The organism is Desulfuromonas soudanensis, from assembly GCF_001278055.1.
Lineage (GTDB): Bacteria > Desulfobacterota > Desulfuromonadia > Desulfuromonadales > WTL > Deferrimonas > Deferrimonas soudanensis.
The window spans coordinates 1,363,946-1,378,599 of sequence record NZ_CP010802.1; the positions used below are offsets into that span (position 1 = coordinate 1,363,946).

The 14,654-nt window shown below is 65.4% G+C and carries 15 protein-coding genes; 14 read left to right on the top strand and 1 reads right to left on the bottom strand.

Annotation, left to right across the window (positions count from 1 at the left end):
* Window positions 1-11 precede the first annotated feature (11 nt).
* From DSOUD_RS06055 to DSOUD_RS06120, 14 genes are read left to right on the top strand one after another with little or no spacing between them, the layout of a single operon-like run.
* A complete protein-coding gene (locus DSOUD_RS06055) occupies window positions 12-1,277 on the top strand; it encodes a B12-binding domain-containing radical SAM protein (RefSeq protein WP_053550164.1) in 1,266 nt (421 codons plus the stop codon).
* Entirely contained in the window at window positions 1,274-2,638 is a 1,365-nt protein-coding gene (locus DSOUD_RS06060; protein ID WP_053550165.1) for a lipid biosynthesis B12-binding/radical SAM protein, read from the top strand. The genes DSOUD_RS06055 and DSOUD_RS06060 overlap by 4 nt, the downstream gene beginning before the upstream one ends.
* A gap of 7 nt (window positions 2,639-2,645) precedes the next feature.
* Complete coding sequence (locus tag DSOUD_RS06065; protein WP_053550166.1) at window positions 2,646-4,097, top strand: B12-binding domain-containing radical SAM protein; 1,452 nt, start codon at window positions 2,646-2,648, stop codon at window positions 4,095-4,097.
* Window position 4,098: 1 nt separating this feature from the next.
* Entirely contained in the window at window positions 4,099-5,268 is a 1,170-nt protein-coding gene (locus DSOUD_RS06070) for a DUF2062 domain-containing protein (RefSeq protein WP_198300374.1), read from the top strand.
* Window positions 5,255-6,223: an LpxL/LpxP family acyltransferase gene (locus tag DSOUD_RS06075; protein ID WP_053550167.1), complete on the top strand. Its 969-nt coding sequence runs from the start codon at window positions 5,255-5,257 to the stop codon at window positions 6,221-6,223. The genes DSOUD_RS06070 and DSOUD_RS06075 overlap by 14 nt, the downstream gene beginning before the upstream one ends.
* Window positions 6,224-6,227: 4 nt before the next feature.
* A complete protein-coding gene (locus DSOUD_RS06080; protein WP_053550168.1) occupies window positions 6,228-6,482 on the top strand; it encodes a phosphopantetheine-binding protein in 255 nt (84 codons plus the stop codon).
* Window positions 6,479-7,681, top strand: coding sequence for a beta-ketoacyl-[acyl-carrier-protein] synthase family protein (locus tag DSOUD_RS06085; protein ID WP_053550169.1), 1,203 nt, complete (start codon window positions 6,479-6,481; stop codon window positions 7,679-7,681). Before DSOUD_RS06080 ends, DSOUD_RS06085 begins: the two co-directional genes overlap by 4 nt.
* Entirely contained in the window at window positions 7,678-8,775 is a 1,098-nt protein-coding gene (locus DSOUD_RS06090; RefSeq protein ID WP_053550170.1) for a beta-ketoacyl synthase N-terminal-like domain-containing protein, read from the top strand. The genes DSOUD_RS06085 and DSOUD_RS06090 overlap by 4 nt, the downstream gene beginning before the upstream one ends.
* On the top strand, window positions 8,762-9,328 hold the full coding sequence (locus DSOUD_RS06095; RefSeq protein WP_053550171.1) for an acyloxyacyl hydrolase: 567 nt from the start codon (window positions 8,762-8,764) through the stop codon (window positions 9,326-9,328). Before DSOUD_RS06090 ends, DSOUD_RS06095 begins: the two co-directional genes overlap by 14 nt.
* Window positions 9,329-9,353: 25 nt before the next feature.
* Window positions 9,354-9,800 (top strand): DarG family dialkylresorcinol biosynthesis protein, encoded by a 447-nt coding sequence (locus DSOUD_RS06100; RefSeq protein ID WP_053550172.1) that lies wholly within the window; start codon window positions 9,354-9,356, stop codon window positions 9,798-9,800.
* Window positions 9,797-10,798, top strand: coding sequence for a BtrH-related acyltransferase DarH (gene darH / locus DSOUD_RS06105; protein ID WP_053550173.1), 1,002 nt, complete (start codon window positions 9,797-9,799; stop codon window positions 10,796-10,798). The genes DSOUD_RS06100 and darH overlap by 4 nt, the downstream gene beginning before the upstream one ends.
* A 31-nt stretch (window positions 10,799-10,829) precedes the next feature.
* Complete coding sequence (locus tag DSOUD_RS06110) at window positions 10,830-11,636, top strand: ABC transporter ATP-binding protein (protein WP_082351095.1); 807 nt, start codon at window positions 10,830-10,832, stop codon at window positions 11,634-11,636.
* Between the two features lie 37 nt (window positions 11,637-11,673).
* Window positions 11,674-13,026, top strand: coding sequence for an ABC transporter permease (locus tag DSOUD_RS06115; RefSeq protein ID WP_053550174.1), 1,353 nt, complete (start codon window positions 11,674-11,676; stop codon window positions 13,024-13,026).
* A gap of 37 nt (window positions 13,027-13,063) precedes the next feature.
* Complete coding sequence (locus DSOUD_RS06120; protein WP_053550175.1) at window positions 13,064-13,336, top strand: phosphopantetheine-binding protein; 273 nt, start codon at window positions 13,064-13,066, stop codon at window positions 13,334-13,336.
* Window positions 13,337-13,476: 140 nt separating this feature from the next.
* Here DSOUD_RS06120 and DSOUD_RS06125 read toward each other — a convergent pair whose 3' ends face one another.
* Entirely contained in the window at window positions 13,477-14,625 is a 1,149-nt protein-coding gene (locus DSOUD_RS06125; protein ID WP_053550176.1) for a beta-ketoacyl-ACP synthase III, read from the bottom strand.
* Between the last annotated feature and the right edge of the window lie 29 nt (window positions 14,626-14,654).

Sequence of the window (14,654 nt, forward strand, 5' to 3'; positions counted from 1 at the left end):
AGAATGCCCCCATGAAACTGAAACTTGTCTACCCCCGCTGGCCGAAACTCGACCGGCAGACCGAATTCCACCTCCCCCCCCACGGACCCGTCGTCTTTGCCGCCGCCGTCCCGGCGGGGATCGAGGTCGCCTTCACCGACGAGAACCTCGAGGCGATCGATTTCGACGACCCGGCCGACCTGGTGGCTATTTCCACCATGCTCACCTGCCAGTTGCCGCGCGCCTTCGAGGTGGCCCGGGAATTCAAGGCCCGGGGGCGCACGGTCATCTTCGGCGGCATCGCCACCATGCTCCACGCCGAGGAGGTCATGCAGCATGCCGATTCCGTCTTCCTCGGCGAGGTCGAGGGGCGCCTCGAGGCCCTCTTCGACGATTTCCGCAAGGGAAAGCTGAAGAAGGTCTACGACTTCATGAACAATCCGCCGGCCATTGAGCTGGTCGGCACGGCGCGCCGGGAAATCCTCAACCGCGAGCTCTACAACTACCGGGGGGTGCAGATGCTCGACCTGGTGCACGCCTCCCGGGGGTGCAAGTTCGACTGCTTCCCCTGCTGCACCGGCTTTCTCGGCGGCAAGAAATTCCGTCCCCGCCCCGTCGACCAGGTCATCGAGGAGATGGAGGCGATCCGTAACAACCGCCTCTTTATCGTCGACAACTCCCTCGCCCAGGACCGGGAGTGGCTCAAGGACCTCTTTACGGCGATGATTCCCCTCAAGAAGAAGTGGGTGTCGCACCCGATCCTCGACGACCCGGAAATCCTCCGCCTTGCCGCCGACGCCGGCGCCTGGTACGTCTACCAGGCCGTCTTCGACACCTCCGACGTGATCCGCAACCGGATCAGGCGCCTCAAGGACCACGGCATCGGCGTCGAAGGGACGATCATTCTCGGCACCGACGATCAGGACGAGGACGACATCAAGCGTCTCGTCGACTTTCTCCTCGAGGTGGAGCTGGATGTGGCCGAATTCACCATCCTCACCCCCTTCCCCCATTCCCCGATCCGGGGTCAGATGGAGAAGGAGGGGCGCATCCTGAGCAACAACTGGATCGACTACACCGCCGGCAAGGTCGTTTTCCAGCCGAAAAAAATGACTCCGGAGAAACTTCAGGAGATGTATCACTACGCCTGGGACACTTTCTACGCCGGCGGCGGCCATCAGCTCAAGATGGGCGAGCTCTTTAAAAACGTCATCCGCAGGGAGATGGATGACGGCACCTACCGGCGTTACAATCCGAAAACGCGCCGCACCTTCGACAAGCAGAAGGGGCAGGCATGAGCCGGATTTTCCTCCTCTCCTGCAACGTCACCACCGAGCCCTATCCGGTCTATCCCCTGGGGATGGCGGTCGTCGCCTCCGCCCTCCAGGGGGCGGGGCACCAGGTGCGGCAGTTCGACTATCTCGCCTCCGGGCGCTCGGAGGAGAAGCTGCGCGAGGCGCTGCGGGCCTTTGCCCCCGATTTCGTCTGCCTCTCCCTGCGCAACATCGACAACGTCGACTCCTTCGCTTCGGAGCGATCCTGGTACCTCGGCCTGGCCCGGGCGCAGGTGGCGCTCATCCGGGAAGTGACAGAGGCCCCGCTCATCGTCGGCGGCCCGGCCTTCTCCATCATGCCCGGAGAGATCCTTTCCTATATCGGCGCCGACTACGGTGTCGCCGGCGAGGGGGAAAAAGCGGTCTGCGACCTGATCGAAGCGCTCGGCCGGGGGGAGGAGCCTCCGCGGATCGTTTCGGGAAACGCGGCGCCGCTTTCCGGGGAGGAGATGGTCTCCCCTCTCTATGACCAGGAGCTCATCGATTTCTATGTCGGGGAGAGCGGCATGGTCAATTTGCAGACCAAGCGCGGCTGCCCCCACAACTGCAGCTACTGCACCTATCCGGCCCTGGAGGGGAATCTCTTCCGGGTCCGGGAGCCGAAAGCGGTGGTGGACGACATCGAGCGCATCCAGCGCGATCATGGCGCGGAGAGTTTTTTCTTCACCGATTCGGTCTTCAACGACGCCGCCGGTCACTACCTGCTGGTGGCCGAGGAGCTGATCCGGCGCGGGACGAAAGTCCGCTGGTGCGGCTTTTTCCGCCCTCAGGGGCTGGGGCGCTCCGAGCTCTCCCTCCTCAAGGCCTCGGGGCTCTACGCCGTGGAACTCGGGACCGACGCCGCCAGCGACACCACCCTGCGCGCCCTGAACAAGGGGTTCACCTTTGCCGACGTCCTCGCCGTCAACGAGGCCTGCGTCGCCGAGGAACTCCCCTGCTCCCATTTCATCATGTTCGGCGGCCCCGGCGAAACGTTGGAGACGGTGGACGAGGGGCTGGCCAACATCGCCCGGCTAGAGCATGCGGTGGTCTTCGCCTTCTCCGGCATCCGCATCCTCCCCGGCACCGACCTCCATGCCCAGGCGGTGCGCGAGGGGGTGCTCGAAGCCTCGGCGCCGCTCCTCATGCCGACCTATTATTTCTCCCCGGGGCTCGATCCCGAGGCGATGAACGCCCGCATCCTCGCCTCCTTCCAGGGGCGCCGCGACCGCATCTTCCCCCCCTCCGACGGCCAGGAGAAGATGGCGGTGATGCACCGCTTCGGTTATCGCGGCATTCTCTGGGACAAGCTCATCTCCTATCGAAGCGCCGGGAAAAAGGCTTAGGAATCCCATGACAGCCTACAACAAGGGCACCATCCTCCTCGTTCACCCCCTGGGGTACCGTGTCGAGGCCGCCGGGCGGGACATCTCCCGCATGGCCAACATCATGCCCCCCCTCGGGCTGGCGAGCATCGCCGCCTACCTGGAGAAAAAGGGGTATGGTGCCGAGATCATCGACTGCTACGCCCACCCCGACGGACAGAGCGTCATTCGCGAGGCTCTGCGCAAGCACCGGCCGGCGTTCATCGGCCTGAGCTGCACCACGTCGAGCTTTCTCGACGGCGTGAGGATCGCCGCCCTGGCCAGGGAGGAGATCCCGTCCATCCGCGCCGTCTTCGGCGGTCCCCACGTCTCGGCCCTCAAGGAGCAGGTGCTGCGGGACTACCCCGGGGTCGATTTCGCGGTGGCCGGCGAGGGGGAGGAGACCCTGGAGGAGCTTTTATCTTCCGACGGAGAGAATCCCGAGAAAATCAAGGGGCTCGTCTACCGCGGCAAGGACGGTGAGGCGGCTTTCACCGGCTATCGCCCCAAGGGGATCGAACTCGATTCCCTCCCTTTTCCGGCCTACGAAAAGCTCGCCGGCTATCCGCAGGCCTACCGCCTGCCGATCTTCAACTACCCCAAGGCACCCAACACCAGCTGCATCTCCAGCCGCGGCTGCCCCTACGCCTGCAGCTACTGCGACCGCTCGGTCTTCGGCCGCTCCTTTCGCTACAATTCGGCCGAATACCTCTACGAGCACCTGCGCTACCTGCGGGAGCGCTTCGGCATCCGGCACGTCAACTTCTACGACGACCAGTTCACCTTCAACCGCGCCCGCGTCGAGGCCTTCTGCACGATGATGATCGACCGGCCGCTGGGGATGACCTTCAACTGCGCGGTGCGCGCCGAGCATATCGACCCGGCGCTGCTGGCTCTGATGAAGAAGGCCGGCTGCTGGATGGCCAGCCTGGGGATCGAGACCGGGGATCCGGAGCTTTTGGCCCAGCACCGCCAGAACCCCGACCTGGAGATGCTCGCCGAGAAGATCCGCATGATCAAGGGGGCGGGGATCCGGACCAAGGGGCTGCTGATGATGGGGCTTCCGGGCGAGAGCGAGACGAGCATCCGCCGCAGCATGGAGTACGTCTTCTCTCTCCCCGTCGACGACTTCAACCTCGCCAAGTTCACCCCCTTCCCCGGTTCGCCCCTCTACGAGACGATCCACGAGCTCGGGTCCTTCGACGAGGATTGGGAGAAGATGGACTGCATGCAGTTCCAGTTTATTCCCCACGGCATGACCCGGGAGAGGCTGGAAGTCCTCTTTCAGGAATTCTACAAACGGCATTTCATGCGGCCGCAGGTCCTCCTCGGCTACGGGGCGATGCTCTGGCGCTCTCCCGACAGCTGGCGCCGCTTCGTCGCCAACCTCGGCGACTTCGTCCGTTTCGCCCGCAGCAACGATCGCCTGGGAGAGAAGTAAAGTGATTTTCGATCGACAAAAAACCCTCGTCGTCATCCCCCTCTACAACCACGCCGCCACGGTGCGCGCGGTGGTCGAGGGGGTCCTGGCCATCCACGACCAGGTGCTGGTGGTGGACGACGGCAGCACCGACGGCGGCGGCGACACCCTGGGCGGGCTCCCCGTCGCCCTGCTGCGCCACGAGAAGAACCGCGGCAAGGGGGCGGCGATCATGACCGCCGCCCGCCAGGCGCGGGGGCAGGGGATGACCCACATCCTCACCATCGACGCCGACGGCCAGCACGATCCGGCCGACATTCCCCTCTTTTTCCGACGCCTCTCCGAAGGACCCCTGACGGTGGTGGTCGGCAAACGCAATTTCGAGACCGAGAACGTACCGGCCTCCAGCCGCTTCGGGCGCAAGTTCTCCAATTTCTGGCTGCGCCTGCAGACCGGTCAATGTCTGGGGGATACCCAGAGCGGTTTTCGCGCCTATCCCCTCGCCGTTCTCGAGGGGCTGAAGCTGAAGGAGATTCACTATTCCTTCGAGGTCGAGGTCCTGGTGAAGGCGGCCTGGGCCGGGGTCCCCCTGGCCGATGTGGACATCTCCGTCTACTATCCTCCCGCCGGGGAGAGGATCTCCCACTTCCGCGGCTTTATGGACAACCTGCGCCTCACCCTCCTCAATACCAAGCTGACCATGCGCTCGGTGGCGCCCTGGCCGCACCGCAGGATCGTCGTCGCCCCCGGCGGGCAAGCGAAGGTGAGCGTGCTGCACCCCTGGCGTTCGCTGCGCCTGCTCCTGACGGAAAACACCTCGCCGGCGCAGCTCTCCGCCGCCGGAGCCCTGGGGGTCTTCCTCGGCGCCGTCCCGCTGATCGCCCTCCACACCATCGCCATCCTTTTTGCCTCCGGCTTCTTCCGCCTGAACAAGGTGGCGGCGGTGAGCGCCAGCCAGCTCTGCATCCCCCCGCTGGTCCCGGCGCTGTGCATCGAGGTCGGCTATTACCTGCGCAACGGGTCGTTTCTCACCGAGATCTCCCTGGAAACCCTCGGCTACCAGGGGCTCGATCGGCTCTACGAGTGGTTCCTCGGCTCCCTCCTCCTCGGCCCCTTTCTGGCGGCCGTCGTCGGCGGCGTCATCTACGCCATGGCCTCGGCCCTGCGGAGGGAAAAACGTGTCGAAGGGTGAAGGGGAGGAGAAGAAGGCTGAATGGAGCAGCCGCAGTATCGGCAGCGGCTGGCAGCACCGGATCTTCTACCTGCTGATCCGCCTCGGCGGGCGGCGGGCGGCGTATCTCCTCCTTTATTTCGTCGTTTTGTACTACGTTCTGCTGCGCCCCGATCAGCGGCGCAAGAGCGAATACTACCTGCGGCGGCGCTTCCCCGGGGACGGGCCGATGGCGCGCCTGGCGAAGAGTTACCGCATGAGCCTGCAGCTCGGCAAGGTCCTGGTCGACCGGGCGGTGGTGGGGATTCTCGGCCCCGAGGAAGTGGCGGTGGACCTCGGCGGGCAGGAGGAACTCCTCTCCCTCCTCGGCGAAGGGAAGGGGCTGGTGCTGATGACGGCCCACGTCGGCTGCTGGCAGGTGGCCATGTCGGCGCTCGGCTTTTTGTCGGTTCCGGTGAGCCTTCTCATGCAGCGGGAGGAGGGGGACCTCGACCGGCACTACTTCGAGCACGCCGGACTCGACTCCCCCTACCGGATCATCGACCCGCGGGGCTTTCTCGGCGGAACCATGGAGATGCTCGGCGTCCTGAAAAAGGGGGAAGTCCTTTCGGTCATGGGCGACCGGATGCTCGGCGACGACCACAACGGCGTGGCCGTTAACTTCCTCGGCGCCCCGATCCTTGTCCCTTATTCCGCCTTCAAGCTCGCCTCGGCGACGGGGGCTCCGGTGGCCGTTCTCCTCTCCTGGAAGAGCGGACCGAGAAGCTACCGACTCAAGCTCTTCCGGGTGATCCGGGTGGCCCCCGATCTCGGCCGTCGCGCCGAGGCCTTTGCTCCCTACGCCCAGGAGTTTGCCGTCGTTCTGGAAGAATTCACCCGGGATCATCCTTTTCAGTTTTTCAATTTTTACGATATGTGGCAAACTTCCCCTCCCCGGACCGGGGCGGGTTCTGCCCCGAAAACCCAAGGAGCATGAAACGATGACGATCAAGGAAAAACTCAAGAAGCTGCTGGTGGAAGAACTCAACCTGGAGGATATGACCCCCGAGGAGATCCTCGATGACGCCCCCCTCTTCGGCGAAGGGCTCGGCCTCGACTCCCTCGATGCCGTCGAACTGGTGGTCCTGGTGCAGAAGCACTTCGGCGTGGAGATCAAGGACATGGACGAAGGGCGTCCCGCCCTGCAGTCCGTTGCCACCCTGGCGGCCTTCATCGAAGAGAAGCAAGGCAAATGACCTTCAGGGCTCCCGTTGCCGTGACCGGCCTCGGCTGCCTGTGCGCCGCCGGCAGCAATCTCGGCGAATGCACCGAGACGCTCTTTACCGGCAGGCGCTCGCCTTCGCCCCCCGGCCGTTTTTCCACGACGCACCCGGTCTCCTATCCCGTCTTCGAGGTCCCTGAGGCCGCCCTGGCCGAGACGGCGGGGGAGGAAAAGGGACTGCTGCGCACCTCCCGCCTCGCCCTGGCGGCGGCCCGGGAAGCGGTGGCCGACGCCGGCTGGGCGCCCGCCGATCTGGCGGCGCTGCGGGTCGGCGTCTGCGTCGGGACGACGGTGGGGAGCGCCATGAACAACGAGGACTTTTATCGCCAGTACCGGGAGGGGGGGCGTCCGGAGATGACTCCCATCGAACGCTTTCTTCTGAGCAACCCGGCGGCGGCAATCTCCCGGGCCTACTCCCTCAACGGCCCCTGTCAGACGGTGGTCAACGCCTGCGCCTCGGGGACGGACGCCATCGGCCTGGCCGCCTCGTGGATCCGCGCCGGTCTCTGCGACCTGGCCATCGCCGGGGGGGCCGACGAGCTCTGCCGGGTGACCTACAACGGCTTTGTCTCCCTGATGATCGCCGATACCGAGCCGGTCCGCCCCTTCGATGCCACCCGCAGGGGGCTCAACCTCGGCGAGGGAGCCGCCATGCTGATTCTCGAGTCGGAAGCGCTCCGCAGAGAGAAAAAGGGGAGGGCGCGCGCTTTCGTGCTCGGTTACGGCTCGGCCTGCGACGCCTATCACCTGACGGCGCCGAGCCCCGAGGGGACCGGGTTGCGGCGGGCCATCGAGGAGGCTCTGGCGACCTCCGGCGTCGAGACCGCCGAAATCGCCTTCGTCAACGCCCACGGCACCGGCACCCCCGACAACGACCGGGTGGAGAGCCGGGTGCTCTGCGAGGCCCTGCCGCAGGTCCCCTTCTTCTCCACCAAGGGGTATACCGGTCACACCCTGGGGGCGGCGGGGGCGATCGAGGCCGCTCTCACCGTCGCCTGTCTGGAGCGCCGGGAGATCCCGGCCAGCGTCGGCTTTTCGATCCCCGATCCCGATCTGCCGGGGCGGCCGACGGAAAAGGCGGTCGCCCTCCGGGGGCGGGTCGCCCTCTCCGAGTCGCTGGCCTTCGGCGGGAACAATGCCGTGATCGTTTTCGGCGCGGGAGACAACTCATGACGGCTCTGGCCATCGAAGGAATCGGCGTGATCGGCGGCTTCGGCTGCGGCCTGGACGCTCTGCGCCAGGCGCTGGATTCGGGCGTCAGCCCGATAGGGGCCCTTAGAACAGGACCCGGCGAGGAGGAAGGGAGCCGCCCGGCGTTCCTCGCCGAGAGTTCGCACCTGGAGACGTTTCTCCCCAAGCGCGCCTTCCGCCGCATCGATCATTTCGCCCGCCTGGCTCTCCTCGGCTCCCATCTGGCACTCCAGGATGCCGGACGGCTGGAGGAAGGACGGCAGCGTCTCGGCGTGGTGATCGCCACCGGCTACGGTGCCGCCCGGACGACCTTCTCCTTTCTCGACTCGGTTCTCGACGACGGCGACACCTGCGCCTCGCCGACCAACTTTTCCAACTCGGTCCATAACGCCGCGGCGGCCCACGTCTCCATCCTCCTCGGCGCCACCGGGCCGAGCCTCACCGTCAGTCAGTTCGAGATGTCGGTCTTCTCGGCCCTCCTCACCGCCCGGCAGTGGCTGCTGGAAAAGAGGGTGGACGCCGTCCTTTTCGGCGGCGTCGACGAATGCGGCCCGGTGCTCGGGTATTGCCACGAGCGCTTCTTCGGCGAGGGAGTCAGGGCCATGTCCCCCCTCCTGTTCGACCGGCAGAGCGCGGTGGTCGGCGAAGGGGCGGCTTTTTTCCTCCTCACCCGCGGCGGGGAGGGTGCCGGTCGTTACGGATTTCTCTCCGACCTCGGGTTCGGCCGACTTTCCGCCGGAGGGCCCAGGGTGCCGGAAAACGCCCTCCTTTTGCTCGGCGCCGACGGCCACGCCCGCTGCGGCGCCGGATACGGAGCGCTTGTCCCCCGGGGGGCCGAGGTGGCCGCCTACGCCCCCCTCTACGGCTCTCTCCCCGTCGGGTCGGCCTTCGATCTCGCCGTGGCCGGTCTGACGCTGCGCGAGGGACGGGTCTTCCCCCAGCCCGGGCCGGCACCGGAAAACGATCTCTGGCGGGCTGCCTCCACTGGAACCCTGGGTGACCGCCCTGTCTGCGGCCTGAAAATTGATGGAGAAGGGGTCTTCGGCTCCTTTACGGTGCAGCATGGCCCGTCATAAACGTTTTCTTCTTCTCGTTCTGGTGGTGACCCTCCTCGCCGTCTCCCCGGCGGCGGCCGAGACGGAGCTTGTCCCCACCCGCTACGGCCTGGGGCTCTCTTACGGGCTGGCCTACGATCCGACGAATCGCCTCGACTTCGCCCTCCTGTCGGGCGTGGTCCTCTTCGACTACGACCGGGTCTGGCCCCACCGGGCGCCGGAGGCGCTGCGCTTCAAGGTGGAGGGGAGCGCCGGGGTCATCACCTCCCCCCAGCCCCGGGGGATCGTTTCGGCCAACATCCTCGCCCTCTATTATCTCGACCGTTTCGCCACCCCGACCCTGCGCCCCTACGTCGAGGCGGGGATCGGGGTGATCTATACGGATGTCCAGGTCGAGGGGCAGGGGTTGCGGCTCAATTTCAACCCTCAGGCCGGCCTGGGGGTTGAAATCGGCGACACCTCCGGTTCCCCCTGGTACCTGGCCTGCCGGGGGCATCACGTCTCCAACGGCGGACTCTACAGCGAAAACCGGGGGATCAACTCGGTGGTCTTTTTGCTCGGCAAATATTTTTGATGGCGCCAGGGCTTTAGGGGGTTTTATGGACAAAAAAGAGGTTCCCCAGGACGCCTGCCTGCTCGGTTCCTGGCACGAGATCTGTTACGCCGTCGACGAGACGGGGCGGTACGTGCTGGCGCCGAGCGCCGGGTGGGACCCGTCCAACCTCGCCAACCTGCAGGCCTGGGAAGTGATCGGCGAGGAGATCGCTGCGGCCATCGGCCGGGTGGTCGGCGGGAAAACGAGTCCCCTCGACGTCCACATGGCGCGCTGCCAGATGGACGTCTCCCTTCTGGCAAGCTATGTCGGCCTGCCCCGCTGGCGAGTGCGGCGGCACCTTCGCCCGGCCGTCTTTTCTCGGCTCAAGCCGGCTCTTCTGGCCCGCTACGCCGATATTTTCGCCGTCCCCCCGGAGATGCTCGGCCGGATCCCCGACAGGGCCGAGCTCCCCGTTTCCCTCCAACGGTTTGAGAAGGATCAGTCTTCGTGAAGCTCGAATTTTCCCACCGGCAGTCGGCGCACTGCGAAAGCGGCGTGACGGCCAACCTCTTTCGGCATCAGGGGATCGCCCTCTCCGAGGCGATGGTCTTCGGTCTCGGCAGCGGCCTCTTCTTCGGCTACCTCCCCATGGTGCGCATCAACGCCCTCCCCCTCATCACCTTCCGAAACGCTCCCGGGGGAATCTTCAAGCGGGTCACCAAACGCCTGGGGGCCCGGGTGAAGACCTCCCGTTTTCGCCGTCCGGCCAGGGCCATGGCCGCCCTCGACCGGAACCTCGGCAAGGGGATTCCCACGGGGCTGCAGACGGGGGTCTTCTGGCTCCCCTACTTTCCGCCGGCCCTGCGCTTCCACTTCAACGCCCACAACCTGGTGGTGACCGGCAAGGAGGGGGAGGCCTACCGCATCAGCGATCCGGTTCTCGAAGAGACGGTCCTCTGCCCGCCGCAGGATCTGGCCCGGGCCCGGTTCGCCAAGGGAGCCCTCGCGCCGCGGGGGAGGATGTTCGTTCTCGAAGGGGTTTCCGATCAGTTCGATCTCCCCGGGGCGGTGCGCGCCGCCATCCGGGAGACCTGTCGGGGGATGGTGAAAACCCCGGTGCCGTTCATCGGCGTCAAGGGGATTCGTCTGCTGGCGAGGCGGTTGGAAAAATGGCCGGAGAAGCTGGGGGCGCGCAAGGCGTCTCTCCATCTCGGCCATCTGATCCGCATGCAGGAGGAGATCGGCACCGGCGGCGGCGGTTTTCGCTTCATCTACGCCGCCTTTCTCCAGGAGGTGGCGGATCTGCTGGGGGAGAGCCGGCTGCAGGAGCTTTCGAAGGAGATGACCGCCGTCGGCGATCGCTGGCGGGATTTCGCTCTTCTCGGAGCCCGTCACATCAAGGGGCGGGGTGCGGAGGAGATCTCCTACCCGGCGCTCGCCGGCATCCTGAGGGAATGCGCCGATCGCGAAGAAGAACTCTTCCGCAAACTCTTGCTGATCCTTGCCTGAGCGGCCCGGACTCGAAGGAAGGAGCGACCCGATGCGCGCGCTGGTAAAGGGACCGAAGACGATCCGGCTGGAAGAGAGGCCTCGTCCGGAACAGAAGACGGTCCTCGAAGTCGAGGATCTGGTCAAGTTCTACAGGGGGAGCGCAGTCCCCGCCCTCAACGGCTTCAGCGTTTCCATCGGCGAAGGGGGCGTTCTCGGGCTCCTCGGGCCGAACGGGGCGGGAAAGACGACCGCCATCTCGATCATGACCACCCTGCTGCGGCCGACCTCGGGACGACTGACGCTCTGCGGCGTCGATGTGCTGAAAAATCCCCGGGAAGCCCGGCGCCTGATCGGTCTGGTCCCCCAGGAGATCGCCCTCTACCCGAGTCTGAGCGCCCGGGAGAATCTTCGCTACTTCGGGCGGCTGCACGGTCGGCGCGGGAAGGCGCTGGAGGGAAGGATCGAGGAGTGCCTGGAGATGGTCGGGCTCGAAGAGAGCGCCGACCGGCCGGTCTCGACCTATTCCGGGGGGATGAAACGACGCGCCAACCTGGCGGCGGGAGTCCTCCACGAGCCGCGGATCCTTTTTCTCGACGAGCCGACGGTCGGCATCGACGCCCAGTCGCGAAACCTGATCCTGGAAAACCTCGGCCGGATGAAGGAGAGGGGGATGACCCTGGTCTACACCACCCACTATATGGAAGAAGCCCGTCAGCTCTGCACCCAGGTGGCCATTGTCGACGGCGGGCGCGTCCTTGCCGAGGGCCCGCCGGATGAGCTCGTGGCCGGCGCCGCGGGGTGCGCCAACCTCGAAGAACTTTTTCTGCAGCTGACCGGCAAGCGTCTGCGGGACTGAAACCGCCGTTTTTGACATCCCCTTATTCGACGGACCTATGTATAAATTCTGGGCGACCTTCTGCAAAGAACTCCTCCTCCTCTCCCGCGACAAGGGGGGGGTGCTGGTCCTCTTCGTCATGCCGGCCGTGCTCGTCCTGGTGGTCTCCCTGGTGCAGAACAACGTCCTGGAGGCCACCGGCGAGGGGAGCATTCGCGTTCTCTTCGTCGACCACGAAGAGGGGGCGCTGGGAGAGAAGATCCGCCAGGGCCTCCTCTCCTCAGGCGCCCTCGCCCTGGTTTCGCAGCTCGACGGAAAGCCGGTCACCGACGACGCCGCCCGGAAGGCGGTCTCGCGGGGAGATTTCCAATTCTGTATCCTCATCCCGGCCGGAGCCACGGCGGCGCTGCACCGCCGCGCCGCCGAATTTGCCGAAAGGGCGATGGCCGGCGAGGGGGAGAGCCCGAGCTCCGGGGGAGCCGTCGATGAGGCCGTCCCGTTGACCGTCTTTTTCGACCCGACGGTGCAGGGGGTTTTTCGCACCGCCGTCACCAGTTCCCTGGAGCGGGTCGTTCAGGGGGTGGAGGCCGAAGAGAAGGCGCGGGTCCTGTCCGCCTCCCTGAAAAAGAGCGTCGCCAGAATTCTCGCCCAGCGCCTCAGCCCCATGGCGGTGGGTCAGGCCCTGGCCGAATTCCCCGATCTGCAGGCGGCCTGGGGACGGGAGTCGCTCCTGGCGGTCCGGCCGCAGGTGGCCGCAGGGGAGGGGGCGAAGGCGGTTTTGATGCCCAATGCCGTGCAGCAGAACGTCCCCGCCTGGGCGCTCTTCGGCATGTTCTTCATCGTCGTTCCCCTCTCCGGGAATCTGATCCGCGAGCGCCAGGAAGGGACCCTGCAGCGACTGCTGAGCATCCCGGTCTCCTCCGGGTCGCTCCTCGCCGGCAAGCTCCTGGCCTATGTGGCCGTCTGCCTGGTTCAGTTCGCCCTGATGCTCCTGGTGGGGAAGACCCTTCTTCCGCTCTTCGGCACGCCGGTTCTCGAGCTCGGCGATCACCTTCCGGCCGTCGCTTTTCTCGCCCTCTGCGCGGCTCTGGCGGCGGCCGGCTACGGTCTTCTGATCGGGACGCTGGTGCGCAGCTATGAACAGGCGTCCATGTTCGGGGCCGTTTCGGTAGTTGTGGCCGCCGCTCTCGGAGGGATCATGGTCCCTGTCTATGTGATGCCCAAAGCGATGCAGGCACTCAGCATCCTCTCGCCTCTCGGTTGGGGGCTCGAAGGTTTCCTGGAAATTTTCGTGCGCCGCGCCGGGTTTTTAGACATTATCGACAATGCCCTGTCGCTCCTCGCTTTTTTTACGCTGACCCTGGCAATGGCCTGGGCCTCGTTCTATCGGCGATACCGGGGCGGGAGATGATGCAACGAATAACCGGGATCAAAATCGGGAGAAGTTCATGGAGCTGGCAGTAAAAGACGGACTGGAAAATGAGCTGTGGGAGATGATCATCGCGACGTGCAACGTCCTCGACCCGCCGGAAACGCGGGACAGCGCTGCGCCCCTGATCGGGCCCGACTCCCCCCTGGGACTCGACTCCCTGGACGCGGTGGAGATCGTCGTGGCGGTGCAGAAAGGCTATGACGTTCGCATCGGCGCCGAAGACACCAGCCGCGAGGTTCTCGGCTCGATTGCCACCCTGGCCGATTTTATCCGCCGGTCTCGCATGTAAAGGGCGGGAACGGCGGCCGACCGGCGCGGATTTAACAATTTTTCTGTCCCAACAACCGACAAAAAAACGGCTGTCCCCTTTAAGAGGGCGCAGCCGTTTTTGTCTTTCAAGAGGAAGCGTCGGAGCGGATTTTTTCCGGCTCAGACGGCGGTGAGCTGCATGTAGCACATGGAGAAGCGGCCGCTTTCGGGGATGAAGCAGAGGAGGCGCTCCCCTTTTTGGATTCTCCCCGAATGGAAGAGTTCCTCGAGAATGATGAAGATGGAGGCCGCTCCGGTGTTCCCCTTCTCGGCGAGATTGGTGAACCAGCGCTCCTGGGGGATACGAAAGTCGATCCCCTTCATCCGGTCATGGAGGTCCTGGCGGAAGTAATCGGAGGAGTAGTGGGGGAGAAACCACTGGACGTCTTCGGCGGACAGGGCGTGTTTTTCGATGATGCGGGGGAGGGTCCTCTCCACTGCGGTGCGGATGATTTCGCGGTTGAGGAGCTTGGTGTCCTGCTTGATCAGGAAGGAGCCCTGATCGAACGCCTCATGGAGGGAGTCGTGCTCCCGCCACCCTTTGATTCGGCCGTTTGCGCCTTTGACCGCGCCGGCGTACATGCAGGTCTCCAGCTCGTGGGCAAAGGAGAGATGTTCGATCCAGTCGATGCGCAGGGAAAGCCCCTCGGGAGCCGGCGTGTCGGAGAGATAGGCCGCACCGGCGCCGTCGGAGAGCATCCAGCGCAGAAAGTCGGCGTCGAAGGAGAGGATCGGCTGCGCCTCCAGCGCCGCCGCCTTCCGGGGGTCGACGTCGCTGCAGAGCTGCGCCCGCATGAAGGTTGAGGCGAGCTCAGAGCCTGTGGCCACGGCGTTTTTCGAAAGGCCGAGGGCCACGTTCATGTAGGCGTACTTGAAGGCCGTCATCCCCGAGAGGCAGATGCCGGCCGTGCTCACCACCTCGCAGGGCTTGCCGCCGAGTTCGCCGTGAACCATCGGTCCGTGGCCGGGCATCAGCTGGTCGGGGGAGGCGGTGCCGCAGCAGAGGCATTCGATGTCGGCGGCGGAAAAGCCGGGATAGGGACGGAGGCGGCGCACCGCTTCGGCGGTGAGCTCGGCATTGCTGTGGGTCGAAAGCCCCGTTTCCGGATGGAGCGCGTAATGCCTGCTGCGAATCCTGTTGTTGCGCAGGATGATGGCCCGGGTCCGCGACGGTACCGCGTTGACCATGCCGAGGATCTGTTCCATCTGCTCGTTGGAGACCGGAGCATTGGGGAGGAAGGCTGCCAGGTCGGTGATGAATACGGCCATGAACGATGGTTCTCTCTTTCGGCCCGGGC

Excerpts from the sequence above, each read along its gene's own strand:
- DSOUD_RS06110 (WP_082351095.1), top strand. The coding sequence starts at position 10,830 with ATGCGCGCGCTGGTAAAGGGACCGAAGACGATCCGGCTGGAAGAGAGG.
- DSOUD_RS06065 (WP_053550166.1), top strand. The coding sequence starts at position 2,646 with ATGACAGCCTACAACAAGGGCACCATCCTCCTCGTTCACCCCCTGGGG.
- DSOUD_RS06115 (WP_053550174.1), top strand. The coding sequence starts at position 11,674 with ATGTATAAATTCTGGGCGACCTTCTGCAAAGAACTCCTCCTCCTCTCC.
- DSOUD_RS06100 (WP_053550172.1), top strand. The coding sequence starts at position 9,354 with ATGGACAAAAAAGAGGTTCCCCAGGACGCCTGCCTGCTCGGTTCCTGG.
- DSOUD_RS06060 (WP_053550165.1), top strand. The coding sequence starts at position 1,274 with ATGAGCCGGATTTTCCTCCTCTCCTGCAACGTCACCACCGAGCCCTAT.
- DSOUD_RS06095 (WP_053550171.1), top strand. The coding sequence starts at position 8,762 with ATGGCCCGTCATAAACGTTTTCTTCTTCTCGTTCTGGTGGTGACCCTC.
- DSOUD_RS06080 (WP_053550168.1), top strand. The coding sequence starts at position 6,228 with ATGACGATCAAGGAAAAACTCAAGAAGCTGCTGGTGGAAGAACTCAAC.
- DSOUD_RS06085 (WP_053550169.1), top strand. The coding sequence starts at position 6,479 with ATGACCTTCAGGGCTCCCGTTGCCGTGACCGGCCTCGGCTGCCTGTGC.
- DSOUD_RS06125 (WP_053550176.1), bottom strand. The coding sequence starts at position 14,625 with ATGGCCGTATTCATCACCGACCTGGCAGCCTTCCTCCCCAATGCTCCG.
- DSOUD_RS06055 (WP_053550164.1), top strand. The coding sequence starts at position 12 with ATGAAACTGAAACTTGTCTACCCCCGCTGGCCGAAACTCGACCGGCAG.
- DSOUD_RS06120 (WP_053550175.1), top strand. The coding sequence starts at position 13,064 with ATGGAGCTGGCAGTAAAAGACGGACTGGAAAATGAGCTGTGGGAGATG.
- DSOUD_RS06090 (WP_053550170.1), top strand. The coding sequence starts at position 7,678 with ATGACGGCTCTGGCCATCGAAGGAATCGGCGTGATCGGCGGCTTCGGC.